Origin of the sequence: Mesorhizobium sp. LSJC285A00 (genome assembly GCF_000503155.1) — a bacterium.
Lineage (GTDB): Bacteria > Pseudomonadota > Alphaproteobacteria > Rhizobiales > Rhizobiaceae > Mesorhizobium.
The window spans coordinates 30,237-50,771 of sequence record NZ_AYVK01000001.1; the positions used below are offsets into that span (position 1 = coordinate 30,237).

Genomic DNA, 20,535 nt, shown 5'->3' on the forward strand with positions numbered 1-20,535 from the left:
GTGAATGGTGAATGGAAGCGTTCTTACCATTCACCATTCACCGCACTTCATGCCCCGCCATCCGCTCCAGCGCCCGCACCAGCGCCGAATGATCCTCTTTCGCCCCGCCATTCGCCGCGCACGAGTTGAACAGCTGCTGCGTCGTCGAGGTGTTGGGCAATGAGACGCCGAGCGCCTTGGCGCCTTCCAGCGCCAGGCTGAGATCCTTCTGGTGCAGTTCGATGCGGAAGCCCGGCGCGAAGGTGCGCTTTATCATGCGCTCGCCATGCACCTCGAGGATGCGCGATGCCGCCAGCCCGCCCATCAGCGCCTGCCGGACCTTGGCGGGGTCGGCGCCGGCTTTTGCGGCAAAGACCAGCGCCTCGGCGACCGCCTCGATGGTCAGGGCTACGACGATCTGGTTGGCAACCTTGGTGGTCTGGCCGACGCCGTTCGGGCCGACAAGCGTGACGTTCTTGCCCATCTTTTCGAACACGGGCTTGGCGCGCTCGAACGCCTTGTCCTCGCCGCCGACCATGATGGTCAGCGACGCCGACTTGGCGCCGACCTCGCCGCCCGACACCGGCGCGTCAAGATAGTCGCAGCCGAGATCGTTCATTTTCTTGGCGAAAACCTTGGTCTCGATCGGCGAGATCGAGCTCATGTCGATGACCAGCTTGCCCTTGCTCAGGCCGGAAGCGACACCGTTCTCGCCGAACAGCACCTCGGCTACCTGCGGCGTGTCTGGGACCATTGTGATGACGATATCCGCGGCCTTGGCCACTGCCGCGTGGCCGGTGATGCTTCTCAAGCCCTTGGCGACGAGATCGGCCGGCGGCTTCGAGCGGTGGTCGCTGGCGATGACGGTGTAGCCGGCATCCAGCAAATGCCCCGCCATCGGCGCGCCCATGATGCCAAGGCCGATGAAGCCGATGGTTTCCATTGTTTTCTCCTTTGTTGAGGCTGAGTTCCTTCGCGCCCCCTCTGGCCTGCCGGCCATCTCCCCCACTTGTGGGGAGATTGGCAGTTTCGGCGCCTCGCTCACCCTGCAATGTTGGGGATTGGCGAAAAGCCGGGATGACGTCCGATCTCCCCACCTGTGGGGGAGATGGCCGGCAGGCCAGAGGGGGGCGCGAAGGAACGCGACTTCAATCGTAACAGCTAAGCCGCGGCACTCCCCTGCCCGTTAAGCTCCCGAAACCACCCCAGCCCAGCCTCCGTCCCCGCCTTCGGTTTGTATTCCGCTCCGACCCAGCCGGAATAGCCGATCCTGTCGATATGCTCGTAGAGGAAGGGATGATTGATCTCGCCCGTCCCCGGCTCGTGACGGCCGGGATTGTCCGCAAGCTGGATATGCGCGATGCGGCCGAGGTTGGCCTCGATGGTACGGGCGAGATCCCCCTCCATGATCTGCATGTGATAGATGTCGTATTGCAGGAACAGGTTCTTCGAACCGACGCGCTCGATCAGCGCCAGCGCCTGCTCCGAATAGTTCAGGAAAAAACCCGGTATGTCGCGCGTGTTGATCGGCTCGATCAAAAGCCGGATGCCGGCCTGCTCCAGTTTCTCGGCCGCAAACGCCAGGTTTTCGGCAAAGGTATTTTCCAGCACCGAACGATCCACGCCCTGCGGCGCGATGCCGGCGAGGCAATTGACCTGCTCGCAGCCCAGCGCATGGGCATAGCTGATCGCCTTGGCGATGCCTTGCCGGAATTCCGGCACGCGGTCGGGTAGCACCGCGATGCCGCGCTCGCCCTTGCCCCAGTCGCCGGCCGGCAGGTTGAAAAGCACCTGGTTCAGGCCGTTCTTCTTCAGCCGCGCCGCAACGATCTCGGGCGCATGATCATAGGGGCCGATATATTCGACGCCCTTGAAGCCGACGCGGGCTGCGGCATCGAAGCGATCGAGGAACTCATGCTCGCCAAAGAGCATCGACAGATTGGCTGAAAAACGCGGCATTCTTTTTCTCCTTCTTCTGCTTGGCCCTAGGCGTGTTGAGATTCAGGTCAGGCAGAGTCGAAAACGGTGACTTTCGAGAACCGGAGCGGAACGTACTTTCTGTACGTGAGCACCGGAAGCGCAGGAAGGCGCCGTTTGCAGGCCTGCCTCACCTGAATATCGGCGCGCCTAATCGAGCAACACAATCGCCGTCGGCGCATCCTCATGGCTTTCGGCAAGGTCCTCGAATTCGGTGATCTTGTCGATTTCCGTGCCCATGGAAATGTTGGTGACGCGTTCGAGGATGAATTCGAGCACCACCGGCACCTGGTATTCCTTCATCAGCCGCTGCGCTTCCTTGAACGCGCCGGCGAACTCTTCCGGCTTGCGCACCCGCACCGCCTTGCAGCCCATGGCTTCGGCGACCGCGACATGGTCGACGCCGTAGCCGGCCTCCGGATCGTTGGAGCGGTTGACGTTCTCGAAGGCGAGGCTGACCTCGAAATCCATCGCAAAACCGCGCTGCGCCTGGCGGATCAGGCCGAGATAGGCGTTGTTCACGACGACGTGGATATACGGCAGTTTGTGCTGTGCGCCGGCCGCCAGTTCCTCGATCATGAACTGAAAATCATAGTCGCCCGACAGCGCCACGATGGTGCGATCCGGATCGGCGGCGCGCACGCCAAGCGCTGCCGGCAGCGTCCAGCCGAGCGGGCCGGCCTGGCCGCAATTGATCCAGTTGCGCGGCTTGTAGACATGCAGGAACTGCGCCCCGGCGATCTGCGAGAGGCCGATCGTGGTGACGTAGGTGGTGTCACGGCCGAACGCCTTGTTCATCTCCTCATAGACGCGCTGCGGCTTCAGCGGCACCTGCTCGAAATGCGTCTTGCGCTTCATCGCCTTCTTGCGGGCCTGGCNGGGCCTGGCATTCCTTCGCCCAGCCCGACCAGTCGCGCAGCTTTCCTGCCGTCTTCCATTCGGTGGCGACGTCGAGCAGCATCTTCAGTGCCGCACCGGCGTCCGAGACGACGCCGAGATCCGGCGCGAACACGCGGCCGATCTGCGTTGGCTCGATATCGACATGAATGAATTTCTTGCCCTTGGTATAGACGTCGACCGAACCGGTGTGACGGTTGGCCCAGCGGTTGCCGATGCCGAAAACGAAGTCGGCTTCCAGCATGGTCGCATTGCCGTAGCGGTGCGAGGTCTGCAGCCCGCACATGCCGGCCATCAGCCGGTGGTCGTCGGGGATCGCGCCCCAGCCCATTAGCGTCGGGATGACCGGCACGCCCGTTATCTCGGCGAATTCGATCAACAGATCCGACGCATCGGCGTTGATGATGCCGCCGCCGGCGACGATCAGCGGCTTTTCCGCGGCATTGAGCATCGCCAAGGCCTTTTCGGCCTGGGCGCGCGACATTGCCGGCTTGAACGGGACCAGCGGTTCATAGGCATCGATATCGAATTCGATCTCGGCCACTTGCACGTCGACCGGCAGGTCGATGAGCACCGGGCCCGGTCGCGACGAGCGCATCAGGTGAAATGCCTTCTGCAGCGCCATCGGCACGAGATAGGGCTCCATGACCGTGACCGCCAATTTGGCGACGGGTGCGGCTATGGCGGCGATATCGACCGCCTGGAAATCCTCCTTGTTGAGCCGTGCCCGCGGCGCCTGACCAGTGATGCACAGGATCGGGATGGAGTCCGCCGCCGCCGAATAGAGCCCGGTGACCATGTCGGTGCCGGCCGGGCCCGACGTGCCGATGCACAGCCCGATATTGCCTGATTTGGCTCTCGTGTAGCCTTCGGCCATATGCGAGGCCGCCTCGACATGGCGCGCCAGGATGTGGCGGATCGAGCCCCTCGCCTTCAGCGCCGAATAGAACGGATTGATCGCCGCGCCCGGCACGCCGAAGCCGCAGGAAACGCCTTCCTTTTCGAGAACGAGAACCGCTGCATCGACAGCGCGCATCCTGGCCATGTCCAGCCTCCTCAAGATTGTTGGTTGGTTGACAATGCCAGTGTCGTTTTCATTTTTCAATTTTTTCAGAATAATTTTTCATTTCGAGAAAACCGCTTCTATACACTGATTCGCCTGGCTTTTTCGTTTTCCATAAATCCGGCCATCAAAATCGATGAAAAAGTTTTTCATTGCGATTTCGGCGAAACCGGCGACAATGCCGCCATGGAAACCAGCGAAAAACGCCAGCGCGGCCGGCCGCGCGCTTTCAACGGTCCGTCCGAGGCCGGTTCTGTACAGTCGCTGGACCGGGCCTTGCGCATCCTGGCCATCGTCGCTGAAGGCAGTGGCCTGTCGCTGAGCGAGATTTCGGCGCGTAGCGAGCTCGCGGCGTCCACCGCCTACCGCATGCTGACGACGCTGCAGAACCACGGCATGGTCGAGTTCGATACATCGGACCAGCTGTGGTCGATCGGCGTCGAGACCTACCGCATGGGTGCCGCCTTCCTGCGCCGCCGCAAGCTTGTCGACCGGGCCCGCGTGGTCATGCAGGAATTGATGGAGAAGACCGGTGAAACCGCCAATCTCGGCGTCGCCGAGGACGATTGCGTCGTTTTCGTCAGCCAGGTCGAGACCCATCAGGCGATCCGCGCCTTCTTCCGCCCGGGCACGCGCAGCTCCTTCCATGCCTCGGGCATCGGCAAGGCGGTGCTGGCGCAGCTCGAGCCGGAACGCGTTGCCGCCATCCTGCGCAAGTCGGGCCTGCAGCGCTTCACCGACAAGACGCTGTCGGACATTTCGGCGCTGGCCCATGACCTGGCCGTCATCAAGCACCGCGGCTGGTCGGTCGACGACGAGGAGCGGCATCCCGGCATGCGCTGCGTGGCCGCCGCCATTTTCAACGAGTTCGGCGAGCCGATCGGCGGTGTCTCGGTCTCCGGCCCGACGGTGCGGGTGACGATGGAGCGGCTGGACGAGATCGGGCCGCTGGTGCGCGACGCCGCTGCTGAGGTGACGAGGATGATCGGCGGGTTCCGATCATAATGAGGAAAACGCTTCAGCTTTTGCTCGCCGCTTCACTGTGCGGATGCGTGGCGACGGCGCCCAAGCCCGCCCCTGTCTCCCAGCAAGTCAGCGAGATTCCGATCTCGCTCGCTTTGGAGGAGACAATCACGATCGGCGTTCGCCAGCATTTACATGATCCTGTATCCGCCAAATTCGGGACGATGCGTGCCGGCGAGCGAACGCTCGACGGCGCCGCGAAATCCTGGTCTGCGGCCATGTCGCTGCAAAGACGTCGTCCGGTGGTCATACAACAGACCAACCGTTCGCCGCTAAGATCTATCCGGATGAAGGAAGCAGCTTCGAACTCATCGCCATGGGCGATCAATCGCAGAATGCGAGTGTTGCCCGCATCTGCCGTGCAGCGGGATTGCCGATCTCCGAACCGTAGCCCGCACCGCGGCGCGCTCGAATCAGGAAGGAGGGGCTGCGTACAGCCCCTCCTTTCCGTGTGGGGGTGCCTCCTCCTAAAGGCGGCAATAGTGGCGGTAGCCGTCATAGCCGACATAGGTGTCGGAGTACGGATCGTAACTGGCGTAGCGGTTGGCGCAGCGGCGGACGTGCCAGGAGCCACCCTCGTCGTCGACATAGACGGTGCGGGGCTGCTGGTTGAGCAGGCTGCCGAGCACGAACCCGCCGACGCCGGCGGCGATGCCGATGCCGATTTCGCGGTTGTGGTGATGGCTGTGGGCGGCCGACGGCTGGACGGTGCCGACCAGCGAGGTGGCGGCGACGGTGCTGGCGATGAGGGCAGAAGCGATTTTGCGCGTGAACATGACGATCTCCTTGTTTCGTTGCGAGAGGCGATCCATCCGCCTCTTGATCATCTGTCGTTTCGGCGCGGAAAAAGGTTCGAAAGAATTTGGGTTTTTCTTGAAGGCCGGAAATCAGCCGATGGAAACCAAGATCTGATCGATCGAGCGCTCAACGCAAAAAAGGGCGGCCGAAGCCGCCCTTCCGCGAGGCAGGTCGTCTCGCTCAAAGGAAGATGATCACCTTGCCGTGGTGATGATGATGCTTGTGGTGATGGTGCTTGTGTTGATGGTTCCACCACCACCAGGGCTTGTCGTGGTGCTTGTGATGATGGTGGTGATGATGGCTGTGAGCGGAGGACGACTGCACGGTACCGGCGAGCGCGCCGGTGGCGACGAAGATGGCGACCAGGCCCGAAGTAAGACTGCGCTTCAACATGATGATCTCCTTGATCGAGGCGACCATTCGCCTCTGGAGATCAGTTGCGGTGACGTGGTGAAATGTTCGAGGTTTTGAGCGAGTAGTGAGTAGTCAATGGTCCGAAAGGCGTTCGCCCATTCACCATTCACCATTCATCCCCATCCCAGTCACATGCCGCAGCCAAAACGCCATCGCGATAAAACCGACGATGGCGGCGATGCCGGTCCAGTCGACATTGGCGCTCTTCACGTCCCTGATGAGCTTTACCGCAAGCAGCCAGGCAATGACGACAAGCGGCAGGATGATGACAAGTCTGATCATGCGACACCCCGTTCGATGCGTTTGCACCTGAGAGATATGTAGGGATCGCATTGGCGGTTTTCAGCATGGCGGCCCGCCCACCTCGGCGGGGTCCATTAGCGATCGAAAACGGAGTTTTGTCTTTACTGGCGCACGAAATATGCTAACCGGAGCGCCGTGCCCTTGTAGCTCAGCTGGTAGAGCAGCGGTTTTGTAAACCGAAGGTCGGCGGTTCGATTCCGTCCGGGGGCACCACCCCTTCGCTCTTCGAGCTTCGGGTGGCAGGCCACCCAAAGCTCGTTAGACGAAGGAGGACTGCCGACGGTTCTATTCGGCGGAGCTGGCAGCACGACATCAGGCCAACTCGCAGCCGTCGGACCTTCTAGGAAAATGTCGCAGCCTGTATGGCCGCCGTATCGCCGAACGTGTTTCTCACCCTGACCGATCTGTATACATAAGCGGCCCAGATCCCTGTGACTATGAAGGATGCCAAAGGTGTAACCAGAGCTCCTCCGGCAAGCAAACGGTTTACCGGGACACCAAGCACAGTCGATATCCAAACTGTGTCCAGTACGAATAAGAGAGGGATCGCGAACCACAGACATATGAACAGCTGCGGAAAGCGGTGGCTTCGCCGCAGCATCGAAACAAGCACGACCAGCTGAAGCACCAGAAATGCCAGATTGAGGGCTGCCTCGCCATAGATGGCCAAGGCCCCGTTGGGCACTGTAACAAGCTGTTGGTAGGTTTTGACCAGACTGGCCATATCGACAAGTGTGCGCAACGGCGAAAGGGACAGGCTGATCGCCAGCAGGATCAGCCAGCCGCCGAACCCCACGAGGTCATCTGGGCTCTGTGAGGATTTGCGCGACGACCGGAAGGCGAAGAAAACCGGCACGCCAATCAGCAACAGAAGTATCGCCCAATGCCACATTTACCCACCCTCGAATGCATCCCTGGGTTGTTTAGCTCGCACCTCTGGATTGTGCAAGCATTTTTACAGAGATCAAGGCATCGTAGAGATTTTCGGGTTTAGGTTTGCAGAGGACGCTTTCGTCGCTCGCAATGGGCGCATCTCACCCCAAGTCAAAATGCCGCGGAAAGGCCTGGTGCAGCAGGAGCAGCATGGTCTTGCGCAGCACGTCGGTGTCGCGGCTGGACGGGTTGAGATGGTCCCAATACCAGGCGCCATGCACCAGATAGTTCAGGCTCTCCGACAGCGTGTCTATGTCGACGCCGGTGTAACCGCCGCTGCGTGAAATCTCGATCAGCAGCTCGCGCGCTTCGGCCGTGTAGGCGAGATCGCTCGGCAGGCCGATTTCATTGTAGATCTGCATGCTCTTGCGGTCGCTGGAAAACACGACGAAGACCGAGACCCATTTCGGATGCTGCCGGGCAAAGCGCTGCGCGCAATCGACCGCGCCCAACACCCGCTCGACCGGCGACAGGCCGGGCGCCCGCACCAGCGTCAGCCACAGCGCGTCATATTGGTCGCTGAGATATTGCAGGACGGCCCGGAACAGGTTCTCCTTGCTGCGAAAATGAAAGACCACCAGTGCGTTGGACGAGCCGACATGCCCGGCAATGCGCTGCATGGTGACGCTGGCCAGCCCCTCCTCCGCGATGAGCTCGATGGTGGCGTCGATGATGCGCTGGACGCTCGCTTCGCCGCGCTCGCGCCGGCGGTCCTTGGGCGCAGCGTCGTTTGCCGCACCCTTGGCCGTCTTGCTTCTTCCCGCATCCGCGGTGGCTTTGCGTTGCGCCATTGTCGTCAGGCCTTTCCCCGGCGGCCGAAACGTCCCGCCGCTGCTTTGGCATGCCGGAGCCCTGTGGACTCACAGCGCTGGGCGTGTCCCGGCGTTCGTGTACCACTGACCCCGAGCCGTCTCATAGGCCATACCCGCCCGGAACACGTCGGCGTCGCTATAGGTGCGGCCGACAATCTGGATGCCGGTGGGCACGCCATTGGCGGCGCGGCCCGACGGCACGGACAGAACCGGGCATCGGCTCAGCATGTTGAACGGCGTCGTCATCACCCAGCCCAGCGACGGGTTCACCTCTCGTCCATTGATCTCGACCTTGCCTTTGGTCTGATCGAATTCCGCCGGCACTGCGGGAAGCGCATTGGTCGGGCAGATCAGCACATCGTATTTTTCCAGCAACGGCCCCAGCGTCTGGTACATCCTGGCCGCCACGTCCAAAGTTGCGACAAAGTCCGTGGCCTTCGACTTCTGGCCGTCCTGCGCAAACTGCCTGGCATAGCTGGTCATGTCCTTGCCGTGCTTGGCGAGCAGCGGCGACAGCGAGGCGCCGAAGAGATGTTCGAGATAGGCCATGCCGGCCTTGAGCACCTCGTCGCCCCAGCCGAGGTCCACCTCCTCGACAGTGGCGCCGAGCGAGCGGAACACATCGCAGGCGGAGAGCGTGTTTTTGCGCACGTCCGCATCGACCTCGAAGGACCCGAGATCCATGGAGAAAGCGATCTTCCAGCCTTTGATCGGCTTGTAGTCGAGCGGCAGGCGCAGTTTCGGGCGCAGCGTGGCGATGTCGAGCGGGCTCGGTCCGGCCATGACATTCTGCAGCAGGATCGCATCCCCGACGTTTCGGGCCAGCGGCCCGGTGTGGCAGTAGAAATCGAGATTGAACGGCGGCTCATCGGGATTGCGGCCGTAAGGCGGCTTGAAGCCGACGAGGCCGCAGGCCGAGGCAGGGATACGGATTGAGCCTGCAATGTCCGAGCCGGTGGCGATCGACGATGTGCCCGACGCCAGCGTTGCCGCCGAACCACCCGACGAGCCGCCCGGCGTAAAATCCGGATTCCAGGGGTTGCGCGTGACGCCCCAGCGCTTCGACCAGGTATAGCCGGCGCAGCTGAATTCGGGCGTCGCGGTGCGGGCGTGCACGATACCACCCGCCTTCATGACACGCTCGTTCATCGTCGAGGTATGGCCGCCAATGGCATCCTTCGACAGCAGCGAGCCATGCGAGGTCGGCTTGCCCTTGATGTAGCTCTCATCCTTGATGCCGATCGGCAGGCCCTCGAGCGCGCCGGTCCTGGCGCCTCTGGCGTATTTCGCCTCGGCTTTTCCGGCGAGATCCATCGCCTCGTCGAAATGCGTGAAGGTGAGGCAGTTGATCGTCGCCTTGGTTGCCTCGGCGCGGCGGATGGTGGCCTGCATCAGTTCCAGAGGCGACAGCTTCTTCGCCTTGAACAGCCGCAACGCCTCGCTGGCCGGCATGTAGCAAAGGTCGAGATCGGACATAAAAAATCTCCCGCGGCGGCTTTACGGCATCTGGCATTGGGGATGGCCGAGCCGCGATGCGCGGCCCGATGTTGGTCAGCTTCGGCCGGCGGCGCTGCTATTTCTGCAGATCGGTCCAGATCCTGGTGTAGAGCGCCTGGACGTCGGCGGGACAGGCCGACATGAATTGGCCCTTGTCGGCAAATTCGGCCGGAACATCCACTTCGGGCGCGCCCTTCATATCGGCCGGCAGGAAGGGCTCGGAGCCCTTGATGCCATTGGCGTAGTGCGCGAAGGCCGAGATCATCGCTGCATTCCTGGGGTCCATGATGAAATTCTGGAAGAGCTTGGCGTTCTCGACGTTCTTGGCATCCTTGAGCACCGCGACATTGTCCATCCAGATTGGAAAGCCCTCCTTGGGATAGCCGTAGACGATCTTGTCGTTCTCCAGCCGCTCGCGCAGCGATATGCCGTTCCAGTTGACGCCGGCGGCAATGTCGCCCCTGCCGAGACCGTCGACGGCCGCATAGTCGAGCGACAGCCATTTCGCTTTCGCCTCGATGAGCTTGTCATGCACCTTCTTCAAAAGCACCTTGTCGTCGGTGCAGTACTTACCGCCCTCATAGGCAATGGCGAGGAACATGATGTCTCCCATTTCGGGCACGACATTGATCTTGCCCACGAGTTCCGGCGGCGGATCGAGGAAAATCGCCGAGGTGTTCGGATCGCCCGCATAGACCGATTTGTTGACCGAGATGCCGGTCGTGCCCCATTGCCACGGCACCGAATATTTGCGGCCGGGGTCGAACGGCACGTCGACCCATCTCGGATCGACGTTTCTAAAGTTCTCCATCGTGTTGGGATCGGTTTCCAAGAGCAGGCCTTCGCTGATCCAGATCGGCATCACGCTGGCCGATGGAACGACGATGTCATAGCCGGAAGCGCCCTGGCGGACCTTGGCCAGAGCCGTATCGTTGGAGTCGTAGTCGGTGACGGTAACCTTGACCTTGTAGCTTTCCTCGAACTTCTTGATCAGGTCCGGGCTGGTGTAGTTGCCCCAATTGTAGATTTGGAGTTCGCCCTCGGCGCGGGCTATGCCGGTCATCGCCAGCAGCGACAGGCCGAGCGCCGTGGCGGTCGATTTCAACTGCATGCTTGTGTCTCCCATTGTTGGGACCGGCGGGATTGCGCCTCGAGTCCCTAAGTTCCCTTCGTCCTGGTGATCATTCACCGGCGAATGCCGGCTGACCAACTCGGTATCTCGGGCAACGGTATTAATTACTAAACATACAGTCAATATCTTTTAGCGACACAACTGCATCATCGGCACCGGCAGTGCGCCGGCGAAGCCGACATGATATGGTCAAGGTTGGGCCATTGATGAATTGGGGCAAGCCGTGGCGTGAGCGCCGCAGCCTGCAGGGCTTGGATCACGGTCATGCGCCTTTTTCTGGCGGTCGTGCTGCTGATGACCATGGCGCTCTTCTCCGCTGCGCGCGGCGAAGAGCGGATAGCGCTGGTTGTCGCCAATCCGGCCTCTGAGGGCTCACCGGCAATCGCCAACGCCGACCTCAGTGCCGAACTCGTTGCAGCGACACTACGATCGCTTGGCTTCACCGTCCGGCAGGTGTCGGATGGCGACCGCGCCGATGTCGCGCGCGCCATGCATGATTTCGCCCAATCCCTGGCCAATCCGGACTCCGTCGGCATCTTCTACTATGTCGGCCACACCGCGCAGGCCAACGGCAGGAACTATTTACTGACGCGCGGCACCCGGATCGATTCAAAGGAAACGGTCGACCAGACGGCATTGCCCCTCGATCTGTTCATGCAGGCGCTCGAGGCAACCCCGACATTGAAGGTGGTTCTGCTCGACAATCCCGGCGATGGCCACAACCCTACTTCCGGCGTGATGCAGGGTCTGGCGGCGGTCGATCCCCTCACCCACGCCATCGTCGCTCTGTCGGCCAAACCCGGAACCGTTGCACTGGACGAAGCCCGCCCCGTCACCGTATTTGCCGATGCGCTCACCGCTGCGCTGGTCAAGCGCGGCGCGGACATAGCCATCATCCTCGCCTCGGTCAGGCAAACCACTATCGACAAAACGTCAGGCGCCCAGTGGCCATGGATGGCATATGGCCGCTCGGCAGACGCTGCCTTTGTGCTGACGCCGGACCAGGTGGCCGGCGCGGCACCGGCGCTGCCGCTTGTGCCGGAACCGGCACCGCCGGCGATGGCGAGCGGCGGCTACATCTCCGGGAGTGGCGGTTGGGAGCCTGATGGCAGCGACTACGCCGATGGCAGCGGTCAGGAGCCCTACCCCATGGACGTTGCACCGGGCTCCGGCAGCCCCGATGCCGCGATGGGCGACAGCGCCAAGGAGGCGGCGCTCTACGAGGAATACAAACGCCAGGAACAGCAGCGCCAATTGCAGGAAGAGCAGGCTCGGCAACGATACGAAGAGGAAAAGCAACGTCCTGAAGACGCAGCTGCGGCCGCTGCCCAGAACAATCTCGGCGGGACCTATCCGCAGGATGGCGGAGCCACCGGCGCCGAACCGCCCCCCGATAAGGCAGGGATCCCCCCTGAGGACGGCATGACATCGGCCCCGCCACCCGCGACCGGCGCCGAAAGTCCGCCGGAGGCGCAGGCGCCACCGAAACCAGCGCCGCCGCCCATCGACCAGGCGCAAAGCCCTCCTTCCGGCGGCGCCCTTCCACAACCCGAGACGGGCGCTGTCGAGGTGGTGCGCCATCCAATCATCGATGCGCCGGATGAGATTGTCGCCGGCGAGACGGTGACCGTTTCGATCGCCCTTACCGAAGAGCAATTCACGCCCGAAGTGAAGGTGAAGGCAGCGCCGGGCTCGTCGGTGACGGAAGATGGCGCCCTGGCCATGGCGATGCCGGCGGGAACCGAGCAATGGCCGATCGATATCGATCTGTTCGCCTCCGGCTTCGATCTCGCTGACGGCGGCAAATGGAGCCGACGGACGACGCTCTACCGCCAGGGCGACAGCGACTTCGTCCGCTTCGACGTCAAGGCGCGGCCGATCGCCAAGGACAGCAAGCCGGCCCAGTTCATCGCGCGCATCTACAGCGCCGGGAGGTTCCTGGGATCGGCATCGCGGTCGGTTATCATTCGCCGCACCGCGCCTGTCGAGGCAGCCGCTCTGAGCGCCACAGCCGAACGCTCCGCAGCACCTGCCATGCTGATGCTGGCCGCAGCGGCGCCGCAGCCGGCGGTAACTGGCAATGTGACGCTCGGCGGCGCAGCCGGCGATGACGTCCCCGATCTCGACGTGACCATCCTCTATGACGATCCGAGCGGGCTGGGTTCGGGGCAGATCATCATCCATTCGCCGCATCTGGCCGGTCCGGTGACCGATACGTTCTCGACGCCACCTGAGATGGCGGCATGGCTGGACTCCGAATACCGCCGCCTGCTGCAGCTCGGATTGAGCCTGCGCGGCGCCGTTTCGCTGCAGCAGCCTGCCGCAAGCAGCGATACGGGGGCGCAAAAGCGCTTTGTCACGCTCGCCGCCGAAGGTTTTGGCGATGCGCTCTACCGCGACTATGTGCCGAAACCGTTCAAGGACGTGTTCTGGTCGCTGCGCGGCAAAGGCGAACTCCATTCGATCCAGATCACCTCGAACAGCCCGACGCTGCCCTGGGAATTGATCCGCCCGCGCAGCGCCGACGGCGCCATCGCCGACGGTTTTCTCGGCATGGGCTACCGGCTGGCGCGCTGGGCTCCGCGCAGCAGTGCCTCACAGGTCGACAACCCGCTCGACCGCATGACCTTCACCGGCGTCGCGGCTGTCGCGCCCTCCTATGTCGACAAACGCTCGCTGCGCTTCCAACAGGACGAGATCGCGGCGCTGAGCAAGCCTTACGGCTACCGCCGCTTCGATGGCGATTTCACCTCTTTCGAGAAACTGGTCGGTGAAGTCTCGACCGGTTTCATTCATTTCTCCGGTCATGGCGAGGTCAACCAGCCGAGCAGTGGCCGGCCGGTCTTTGCCATCGATCTCGTCGACCAGTCGCTCGACCCGGATACATGGGCTGCGCTGGTCGCCACCGCGCATGGCAAGGGCAATCCGTTCTACTTCTTCAACGCCTGCGACACAGGCCGTTCCCAGATGCTCGGCCGGCTTCGTGCAGGGCTGGGGTCCGGCGGTGCTGGCGGGCGGCGCTTCCGGCTTCATCGGCGGCATGTGGCCACTGACCGACCGCGCGGCAGCGGCCTTCTCGACCGATTTCTATGGCGGCATCAGCACGCGGATCAAGGACGGGCCGGTCTATCTGGCCGAGATCCTGCAGGATGTCCGCAGAGAATTCTACCGGACCGGCGATCCGACCTATCTCGCCTACACATTCTACGGCAACGCCAATCTGAGGATTGTCGGGCAGTAGGCGACGGATCGTCGTTGGCGGATTGGCTTCGCCTACAATGCGTTTTGCGGGCATGGCACGCCGGCGCCGCCGCAGCGTGAGGCCATCGGCCTGGAGCTCATGTCTTCGGACTGCCGCACAAGCTCCGCAAAGAGAAGGGCGAAACTTCCCATCACAAGGAAGACGATAATCAGGCGTGTCACCGGCAATAGACAGGTCTCGACTGGCTAGCCCCCCAGCCACCCATCCTCTGTCGGCTAACATGATCGATCAGGCTTTACGAGTGCTTAAGCTCGCACTTAACCATCACATTCGCCGTTCCGGCGACATGAAGCGCGAGCCGCCGATTTCGTTTCGCCGCGGCCGCAACTGCGCCGGACGATGCCTCCCTTTGCAGATGCGCTTGCCCATGCTACCCCACGCAACCGCCGCCGACCGCCATCGGCCGACTGCCATCGGAATGTCATGAGCAAAGCCAATCTCGCCTTCGTCTCCTCCGACACTGCCGATGCCAAGGCGGCGATGGAGAGCCTGTCGGCCCGCTATGGCCAGGCATCCTTCGACGACGCCCAGGTGGTGGTGGCGCTGGGTGGCGACGGCTTCCTGCTGCAGACCTTGCGCGACACGATGAGCACGGGAAAGAAGGTCTACGGCATGAACCGTGGCACCATCGGCTTCCTGATGAACGAGTACCGCGTCGGCGGCCTCACCGAGCGCATCGCGGCCGCGGTCGCCGAAACGATCCGCCCGCTGGAGATGCTAGCGGTGACGCATGAGGGCGAGACGGTTTCGGCACTCGCCATCAACGAGGTGGCGCTGTGGCGTCAGTCCTACCAGACGGCAAAGATCCGCATCACCGTCGATGAGCAGGTTCGAATCGAGGAACTGAACTGCGACGGCGTGATGATCGCGACGCCGGCCGGCTCGACTGCCTACAATCTGTCGGCGCACGGTCCGATCCTGCCGCTGGATGCGCCGCTGCTCGCGCTGACCCCGGTAAGCCCGTTCCGGCCACGCCGTTGGCGGGGTGCCCTGTTGTCCAACAAGGCGACCGTACGTTTCGATATTCTGGAGTCGGAAAAGCGCCCGGTGAACACCGCCGCCGACCATACCGAGGTCAAGGCGGTGGCTTCCGTGACGGTCCGGGAATCGCCGACTGCGACGGCGACGCTGCTGTTTGATCCCAACCATTCGTGGAACGAACGCATTCTCGCCGAGCAATTTCGCTATTGAGCCGGCGCAAAGAGTGACTACCTAATTAAGCATCGCGATTAAGCTTACGTTTTCACAATCGTGCCAATCCCGCCCGTTTCTGTTGACAAATCGTGGGCTTGCGCCTAATCGCAATACCAATCTTGCAGGCACGCTGTGCTTGCCGCGACGGATGCCGTTGCGCTTCCCCGAACCAGCCAAAGACAGCAACTCTTGTCCTCAGACACCACGACCGCTCCAGAAGCGTTGACCTTTTCAGACCTCGGCCTGTCGCCGAAGGTCCTTTCCGCAGTCACCGATGCCGGCTACACCGTGCCGACGCCGATCCAGGCTGGCGCCATCCCGCATGCCTTGCTCGGCAAGGATATTCTGGGCATAGCACAGACCGGCACCGGCAAGACGGCCTCCTTCGTGCTGCCGATGCTGACCCGCCTCGAAAAAGGCCGGGCCCGCGCGCGCATGCCGCGCACGCTGATCCTCGAGCCGACGCGCGAGCTCGCCGCGCAGGTCGAAGAGAATTTCATCAGATACGGCAAGAACCACAAGCTCAACATCGCGCTGCTGATCGGCGGCGTCTCCTTCGACGAGCAGGACAAGAAGCTGGAGCGCGGCGCCGACGTGCTGATCGCCACGCCCGGCCGTCTGCTCGATCACCGCGAGCGCGGCAAGCTGTTGCTCAACGGCGTCGAGATCCTCGTCATCGACGAGGCCGACCGCATGCTGGACATGGGCTTCATCCCCGACATCGAGCGCATCTGCGAGATGATCCCGTTCACCAGGCAGACGCTGTTCTTCTCAGCGACCATGCCGCCGGAGATCACCAAGCTCACCGAGAAATTCCTGCATGCGCCGGTGCGCGTCGAGGTGTCCAAGGCGGCATCCGCTGCCACCAACATCATCCAGCGCCTGGTCAAGTCCGGCTCCAAGCCGTGGGACAAGCGCGAGACGCTACGCAATCTGATAAAGGCCGAAGACGCCGAGCTGAAGAACGCTATCATTTTCTGCAACCGCAAGGTCGAGGTCGCGGAGCTGTTCCGCTCGCTGTTGAAGTATGACTTCGACGCCGGCGCCCTGCATGGCGACATGGACCAGCGCGCCCGCATGCAGATGCTGGCCAATTTCCGCGATGGCAAATTGCGCTATCTCGTGGCGTCCGACGTCGCCGCGCGCGGCCTCGACATTCCCGACGTCAGCCACGTCTTCAACTACGACGTGCCGATCCACGCCGAAGACTATGTCCACCGCATCGGCCGCACCGGCCGCGCCGGCCGCTCGGGCAAATCCTTCACCATCGCCACCAAGTCCGACACCAAATACATCGACGCCATCGAGCGGCTGATCGGCAACAAGATAGAGTGGCATGACGGCGACCTGTCGACCGTGGTCGCCAGTGAAGGCGGCGAGGACGAAGCGCCCCGCCGTGGCCGTGGCGCTCCGCGCCGCGCCGGCCGCAAGGACGAGGACCGCAAGGTCCATGATCGCAAGGACGGTGGCGAGCGCAAGCCGCGCGAACGCCATGCCAAGCGCAGCGACGACGCGCCGGCGGCAGATGCCGCACGCGAGGAACAGCCGGCGGTAGCCGAGGCCGCGGTCGCCGGCATCGGCGAACGGCATCAGCGCAAGGAAGCGATTCGCTCCGAAAACAGCGACCGCAAGGTCTCCGATCGCAACAACGAGAACCGCGCCCCGGAACGCGGCGACACAAGGCCGCAGCGCGCCAGCAACAGCCGCCCTGCCCGCGGCAACAACCGCGGTGAAGACAATGACGGCACCGTCGGCTTCGGCGACGACATGCCGGCCTTCATGAAGATCGTCGCCAAGGTCTGATCCCATGAGCCGCGGCGTCCCGAGGACGCGCGGCTTGCCTGGACGCGACGGGGATGTGAGATCTGGAGCCCGCTCCAGGATCGGCGCCATGCGCGGTAACCGCAAAACAGGCTCGATGTACCCGATCGCTTCCGGCCTGGAGGGCTTAAATAGCCCGTCGATGCTACAGGCTTTTGAGTTCCAGGCGGGATGCCAATAAATCCAGAAACGCCCGAACCTTGGCCGAAGATGACCGGCCTTCCTGCCACAAGGCATGGATCGGCACCGGTGCCGGCTCGAATTCCGTCAAAACCAGTTCGACGAGACCGTCGTCGACCAAATGTCTTATCTGCCACAGAGGCGAGAAGCCCAAACCCAGTCCGTGGATTGCGGCGGCATAGACCGAGGTCATCAGATTGGAGCGAAAAGCGCCTGCGACCTTCACGGTCCGGGGTTTCCCGTCGATCTGAAACGTCCATTCACCTGGACGCTCGTTAGCGGTTCTGATGATGCAACTGTGCTCACTCAGCTGGAAGGGATGGGCCGGCCGGCCGCACCGCGCGTAATAGGAAGGCGCGCCGAACACAACGCGCCGCAACGCCCCTAGGCGTTTGGCTTTCAAGTTGGAATCCGGCAAATCGCCGATGCGTATTGCCAGGTCGAGACCTTCGGCGCCAAGATCGGCAAATCCATCGGAAAGTTGAAGATCGACCTCGACCCGGGGAAATGTCTGCATGTATTCCGCGATGACAGGCATCAGGACGCTTGGGCCAAACAGAACCGGCGCCCCGATGCGCAGGACGCCTGCCGGCTCCGATCGTTGATTGATCGCCTGAAGTCTTGCGTCGTTTATTTCGTCGACCGCGGGTTTGATCCGGTTGAAAAAGGCTGCTCCGACTTCACTCGGTGTCGAGCGACGCGTTGTCCTGTGGATCAGCTCGACGCCGACTGATTGCTCCAGTGCTGCCAGGGACCGGCTGACTGACTGTAGCGAGCGGTTCAGCCGATGTGCGGCAGTCGTCAGACTTCCATGCTCGACGATCGCGATGAAAGCCTCGAAATCGTCCATCCGGCTCATGTATTCTCCCGATCTTCGACATAATATATCGCAAAAACGGGTAATTGTAACAACAATTGCGACGTCGTACCTCTCTGCAAGTTGTCCCGCGAGGACAGGCTTGATGGAAGGGAATCGTCATGCAAGTAGCCAATCCAACTGTTCTGGTTGTTGGTGCCACAGGCCGAGTTGCGGGACTTGTCGTGCCTGAACTTGTCCGCCGCAATGCCAATGTTCGAGCGCTCGTTCGCGACCCTGCGAATGCCGAAAAGGCCCGGAAGCTGGGGGCATCCGAGGTAGCGACAGGAGATTTGCGAAATCGTCAGAGCCTCGAAAGGGCGGTCGAGGGCGTCGACGGCGTCTTTCACATTGGGCCGGCTTTTGCTCCCGATGAAGCAGCCATGGGCGTTGCCATGGTTGAGGCCGCCACGCGAGCAGGAGTTCGAAAGTTCGTCTTCTCGTCGGTGATCCAGCCTACCAATACGCGACTGAAGAACCATGCCAGCAAGGTGCCTGTCGAGGCTGCTCTCTACTCGACAACGATGGAATATACGATTCTGCACCCTGCCAATTTCATGCAGAACCTCGCAGCGGCCTGGCCGTCCGTCGTTGAACATGGTGTTTTCTCGGAACCGTTTCCAAAGACGGCGAAGCTGGCCCGCGTCGACTACCGCGATGTCGCTGAGGTGGCGGCGATCGCCCTAACCGAAGCGCGATTGTCCTACGCGACCCTCGATCTGTGCGCTGACGGTATGCACCGCCGGGAAGACATCGTTGCGATGATGAGTGAGGAACTTGGCAGACCCATCTCTTCTGGTGAGCCGACATTTGGCGAGTGGGCGGCCGAGGCACGCCTTCCCTACAATGACCGCCAAATGCAGGTGCTGGCCAAAATATACGCCCACTATGCCCACTATGGCCTTGGCGGAAACAGTCTGACATTGCGCGCCGCCCTGGGCCGCGAACCGCGTTCGTTGCGCGGCTTTATTCGGAACCTGGCCCAGCAAATGGCGCAGGCCGCCTGACTGCGCTCAGCCGCGCATACTTTCACTTTTCGAGAAGGAGATGGGAGATGCGACCGTCATCCCACAAGGTTTTGAAATCGAGAAAGCTACCGGCCTCTTACAATGCGCTGGTGATGCCATTCGTTCTTTCCATCCTGATGTCGTGCATTGTTTCCGCGGTAGCGACGCTGATCAATGCGGGCTGGACAACCGGTTTCGTGGCGACCTGGCCGTATGCATGGGGAGCATCATGGCTAGTGGGCTTTCCAAGTCTGCTGCTGGTCTTGCCGATCGTGCGCCGTATCGTTGCGGCAATTGTCGATCAGCCGACCTCGTAGGCCTTATTACAGGGTCCGACATGCCAAACAAAAAACGGCCCTTGCGGGCCGCTTTTACCTTCGACTGACGGCTCGCAGCGCCATTGTCGGCTTCCGCGACGACATCATGCGGGCAGCCTTCATGCGCGCCGGCCCTCATGCCGATCGTCGTCCGAGCCTGATCCCGAGCGCTCTCAAATGCAGCCGGCCAGCTTGCACCCTTGGCAAGCTTCTATCCTGGCCCGTCCGTCACATCGGGCCGGGCATCATCTTGGTCGGTTTTTCCAGCATCGGAAACTCTGCCTTGCTGCATTTCACGTTCGGGTTGGTCGGACTGAACATGCCGTTCGGATTGTCTCTGAACAGCCAGGCATGAAGGTCGTAGTGGACGAACTCCCTCGGAATGAGCGGATAGTGCCCTTCCATCGGTCCCATGAAGGTCTGGCCAAATAGTTTTGGAGGTTCCTTGGTGTCTGGCGTCAGGGGCATCAGCCATTCCACGCCAACCAATTTCAAGCCTTTCTTGGTCGGCTCGTAGATCAGCACATTGGGGCGCATCGGATCGAGTTTCTGACCGACACTCGGGACGTTGACGAAATGGATGCCCATAGCGCCCTTCGGATAGTCCATTGCGCCCTCGATCCTGTCCCCGCTGTAATAGACGCACCCGACAGTCGACAGATAAAGGTCGCGGACGGCGACCGTGTAGTCTTCATATTTGGCGAGCGATTTCTTCAACGCTTCGATGTCGGCTTTGTTGGCGTCCTCGGCTCGAGCCGTGGCCGCTGCGCACCAAGCAGAGACCAGACCTGTCAAAATGAGGACGCCGCAACGCCCAAGACGAGCTGTTCTTGTCATGCATTCCTCCCAGATTTCCTATCTGGCCGTGCAGGACCGGGGCCGACTAAGTGACTGCGCGGCCGTTTGTATCGCCCCATCCCCTCTGGAACCGCACCAATGCTAATCCCTTCCAAGGCCTCCGGAAAGGAATTATTAGAAATCTCTAATGCGTTAGACCTTTTGACGGACCACAGGAGCCCAAAAAGAAAGCGGCCCCTTGCGGGGGCCGCCTTCGCATTTCGATGCCGAAC

At 62.0% G+C, this 20,535-nt stretch carries 17 protein-coding genes, 1 tRNA gene and 1 pseudogene; 7 read left to right on the plus strand and 12 right to left on the minus strand.

Annotated features, from left to right (window positions below; translation table 11 throughout):
- Positions 1–37 precede the first annotated feature (37 nt).
- The 3 genes and pseudogenes from X726_RS166415 to gcl form a co-directional block, all read right to left on the minus strand.
- A complete protein-coding gene (locus X726_RS166415; RefSeq protein ID WP_023667452.1) occupies positions 38–922 on the minus strand; it encodes a 2-hydroxy-3-oxopropionate reductase in 885 nt (294 codons plus the stop codon).
- A 218-nt stretch (positions 923–1,140) separates the two neighbouring features.
- The gene (gene hyi, locus X726_RS166410; protein WP_023667453.1) at positions 1,141–1,938 is read right to left on the minus strand and encodes a hydroxypyruvate isomerase; all 798 of its coding nucleotides are present in this window, start codon (positions 1,936–1,938) and stop codon (positions 1,141–1,143) included.
- A gap of 168 nt (positions 1,939–2,106) precedes the next feature.
- Positions 2,107–3,898, minus strand: a pseudogene (gene gcl, locus X726_RS01000000166560) (glyoxylate carboligase).
- Between the two features lie 204 nt (positions 3,899–4,102).
- Here gcl and bhcR point away from each other — a divergent pair.
- A complete protein-coding gene (gene bhcR, locus X726_RS166405) occupies positions 4,103–4,921 on the plus strand; it encodes an HTH-type transcriptional regulator BhcR (RefSeq protein ID WP_023667454.1) in 819 nt (272 codons plus the stop codon).
- Positions 4,922–5,406: 485 nt separating this feature from the next.
- Here the strand turns inward: bhcR and X726_RS166400 are convergent, their stop codons facing one another.
- The 3 genes from X726_RS166400 to X726_RS166390 all read right to left on the minus strand — a co-directional run bounded on the left by X726_RS166400 (position 5,407) and on the right by X726_RS166390 (position 6,433).
- A complete protein-coding gene (locus tag X726_RS166400) occupies positions 5,407–5,715 on the minus strand; it encodes a BA14K family protein (protein ID WP_023667455.1) in 309 nt (102 codons plus the stop codon).
- Between the two features lie 202 nt (positions 5,716–5,917).
- Positions 5,918–6,130, minus strand: a complete 213-nt coding sequence (locus tag X726_RS166395) for a hypothetical protein (protein ID WP_023667457.1) — start codon at positions 6,128–6,130, stop codon at positions 5,918–5,920.
- Positions 6,131–6,250: 120 nt separating this feature from the next.
- Positions 6,251–6,433: a hypothetical protein gene (locus X726_RS166390; protein ID WP_023667458.1), complete on the minus strand. Its 183-nt coding sequence runs from the start codon at positions 6,431–6,433 to the stop codon at positions 6,251–6,253.
- 158 nt (positions 6,434–6,591) lie between these two features.
- Here X726_RS166390 and X726_RS166385 point away from each other — a divergent pair.
- A tRNA-Thr gene (locus X726_RS166385) sits at positions 6,592–6,667 on the plus strand.
- A gap of 127 nt (positions 6,668–6,794) precedes the next feature.
- Here the strand turns inward: X726_RS166385 and X726_RS166380 are convergent.
- The 4 genes from X726_RS166380 to X726_RS166365 form a co-directional block, all read right to left on the minus strand.
- Entirely contained in the window at positions 6,795–7,322 is a 528-nt protein-coding gene (locus X726_RS166380) for a DUF2569 family protein (protein WP_245272014.1), read from the minus strand.
- Between the two features lie 166 nt (positions 7,323–7,488).
- Positions 7,489–8,178 (minus strand): TetR/AcrR family transcriptional regulator, encoded by a 690-nt coding sequence (locus tag X726_RS166375; RefSeq protein WP_023667460.1) that lies wholly within the window; start codon positions 8,176–8,178, stop codon positions 7,489–7,491.
- Positions 8,179–8,247: 69 nt separating this feature from the next.
- On the minus strand, positions 8,248–9,675 hold the full coding sequence (locus X726_RS166370) for an amidase (RefSeq protein ID WP_023667461.1): 1,428 nt from the start codon (positions 9,673–9,675) through the stop codon (positions 8,248–8,250).
- A 97-nt stretch (positions 9,676–9,772) separates the two neighbouring features.
- Positions 9,773–10,807: an extracellular solute-binding protein gene (locus X726_RS166365; protein WP_023667462.1), complete on the minus strand. Its 1,035-nt coding sequence runs from the start codon at positions 10,805–10,807 to the stop codon at positions 9,773–9,775.
- Between the two features lie 285 nt (positions 10,808–11,092).
- Here X726_RS166365 and X726_RS166360 point away from each other — a divergent pair, with 285 nt between their 5' ends.
- The 3 genes from X726_RS166360 to X726_RS166350 all read left to right on the plus strand — a co-directional run bounded on the left by X726_RS166360 (position 11,093) and on the right by X726_RS166350 (position 17,087).
- Positions 11,093–14,149 (plus strand): caspase family protein, encoded by a 3,057-nt coding sequence (locus X726_RS166360; RefSeq protein ID WP_023667463.1) that lies wholly within the window; start codon positions 11,093–11,095, stop codon positions 14,147–14,149.
- A 364-nt stretch (positions 14,150–14,513) separates the two neighbouring features.
- Positions 14,514–15,281 carry an NAD kinase gene (locus X726_RS166355; RefSeq protein WP_023667464.1) on the plus strand — a complete coding sequence of 256 codons (768 nt, stop codon included), beginning with the start codon at positions 14,514–14,516 and terminating at the stop codon, positions 15,279–15,281.
- A gap of 192 nt (positions 15,282–15,473) precedes the next feature.
- On the plus strand, positions 15,474–17,087 hold the full coding sequence (locus tag X726_RS166350; protein WP_031214496.1) for a DEAD/DEAH box helicase: 1,614 nt from the start codon (positions 15,474–15,476) through the stop codon (positions 17,085–17,087).
- A 163-nt stretch (positions 17,088–17,250) separates the two neighbouring features.
- Here the strand turns inward: X726_RS166350 and X726_RS166345 are convergent, their stop codons facing one another.
- Entirely contained in the window at positions 17,251–18,144 is an 894-nt protein-coding gene (locus X726_RS166345) for a LysR family transcriptional regulator (protein ID WP_023667466.1), read from the minus strand.
- Positions 18,145–18,263: 119 nt separating this feature from the next.
- Between X726_RS166345 and X726_RS166340 the strand changes: the two genes are divergently transcribed.
- Both X726_RS166340 and X726_RS166335 read left to right on the plus strand, forming a co-directional pair.
- Positions 18,264–19,148 carry an NmrA/HSCARG family protein gene (locus tag X726_RS166340; protein ID WP_023667467.1) on the plus strand — a complete coding sequence of 295 codons (885 nt, stop codon included), beginning with the start codon at positions 18,264–18,266 and terminating at the stop codon, positions 19,146–19,148.
- Between the two features lie 47 nt (positions 19,149–19,195).
- Positions 19,196–19,465 carry a DUF2798 domain-containing protein gene (locus X726_RS166335; protein WP_023667468.1) on the plus strand — a complete coding sequence of 90 codons (270 nt, stop codon included), beginning with the start codon at positions 19,196–19,198 and terminating at the stop codon, positions 19,463–19,465.
- A gap of 228 nt (positions 19,466–19,693) precedes the next feature.
- On the opposite strand, the gene X726_RS166330 is transcribed toward X726_RS166335, so the two are convergent.
- Positions 19,694–20,302, minus strand: a complete 609-nt coding sequence (locus X726_RS166330) for a hypothetical protein (protein WP_023667469.1) — start codon at positions 20,300–20,302, stop codon at positions 19,694–19,696.
- Positions 20,303–20,535 lie beyond the last annotated feature (233 nt).

Coding starts and splice junctions, on each gene's coding strand:
- X726_RS166395 (WP_023667457.1), bottom strand. CDS start 6,130: ATGTTGAAGCGCAGTCTTACTTCGGGCCTGGTCGCCATCTTCGTCGCC.
- X726_RS166330 (WP_023667469.1), bottom strand. CDS start 20,302: ATGACAAGAACAGCTCGTCTTGGGCGTTGCGGCGTCCTCATTTTGACA.
- X726_RS166370 (WP_023667461.1), bottom strand. CDS start 9,675: ATGTCCGATCTCGACCTTTGCTACATGCCGGCCAGCGAGGCGTTGCGG.
- X726_RS166355 (WP_023667464.1), top strand. CDS start 14,514: ATGAGCAAAGCCAATCTCGCCTTCGTCTCCTCCGACACTGCCGATGCC.
- X726_RS166400 (WP_023667455.1), bottom strand. CDS start 5,715: ATGTTCACGCGCAAAATCGCTTCTGCCCTCATCGCCAGCACCGTCGCC.
- X726_RS166375 (WP_023667460.1), bottom strand. CDS start 8,178: ATGGCGCAACGCAAAGCCACCGCGGATGCGGGAAGAAGCAAGACGGCC.
- X726_RS166390 (WP_023667458.1), bottom strand. CDS start 6,433: ATGATCAGACTTGTCATCATCCTGCCGCTTGTCGTCATTGCCTGGCTG.
- X726_RS166415 (WP_023667452.1), bottom strand. CDS start 922: ATGGAAACCATCGGCTTCATCGGCCTTGGCATCATGGGCGCGCCGATG.
- X726_RS166365 (WP_023667462.1), bottom strand. CDS start 10,807: ATGCAGTTGAAATCGACCGCCACGGCGCTCGGCCTGTCGCTGCTGGCG.
- X726_RS166340 (WP_023667467.1), top strand. CDS start 18,264: ATGCAAGTAGCCAATCCAACTGTTCTGGTTGTTGGTGCCACAGGCCGA.
- X726_RS166360 (WP_023667463.1), top strand. CDS start 11,093: ATGCGCCTTTTTCTGGCGGTCGTGCTGCTGATGACCATGGCGCTCTTC.
- X726_RS166335 (WP_023667468.1), top strand. CDS start 19,196: ATGCGACCGTCATCCCACAAGGTTTTGAAATCGAGAAAGCTACCGGCC.
- hyi (WP_023667453.1), bottom strand. CDS start 1,938: ATGCCGCGTTTTTCAGCCAATCTGTCGATGCTCTTTGGCGAGCATGAG.
- X726_RS166345 (WP_023667466.1), bottom strand. CDS start 18,144: ATGAGCCGGATGGACGATTTCGAGGCTTTCATCGCGATCGTCGAGCAT.
- bhcR (WP_023667454.1), top strand. CDS start 4,103: ATGGAAACCAGCGAAAAACGCCAGCGCGGCCGGCCGCGCGCTTTCAAC.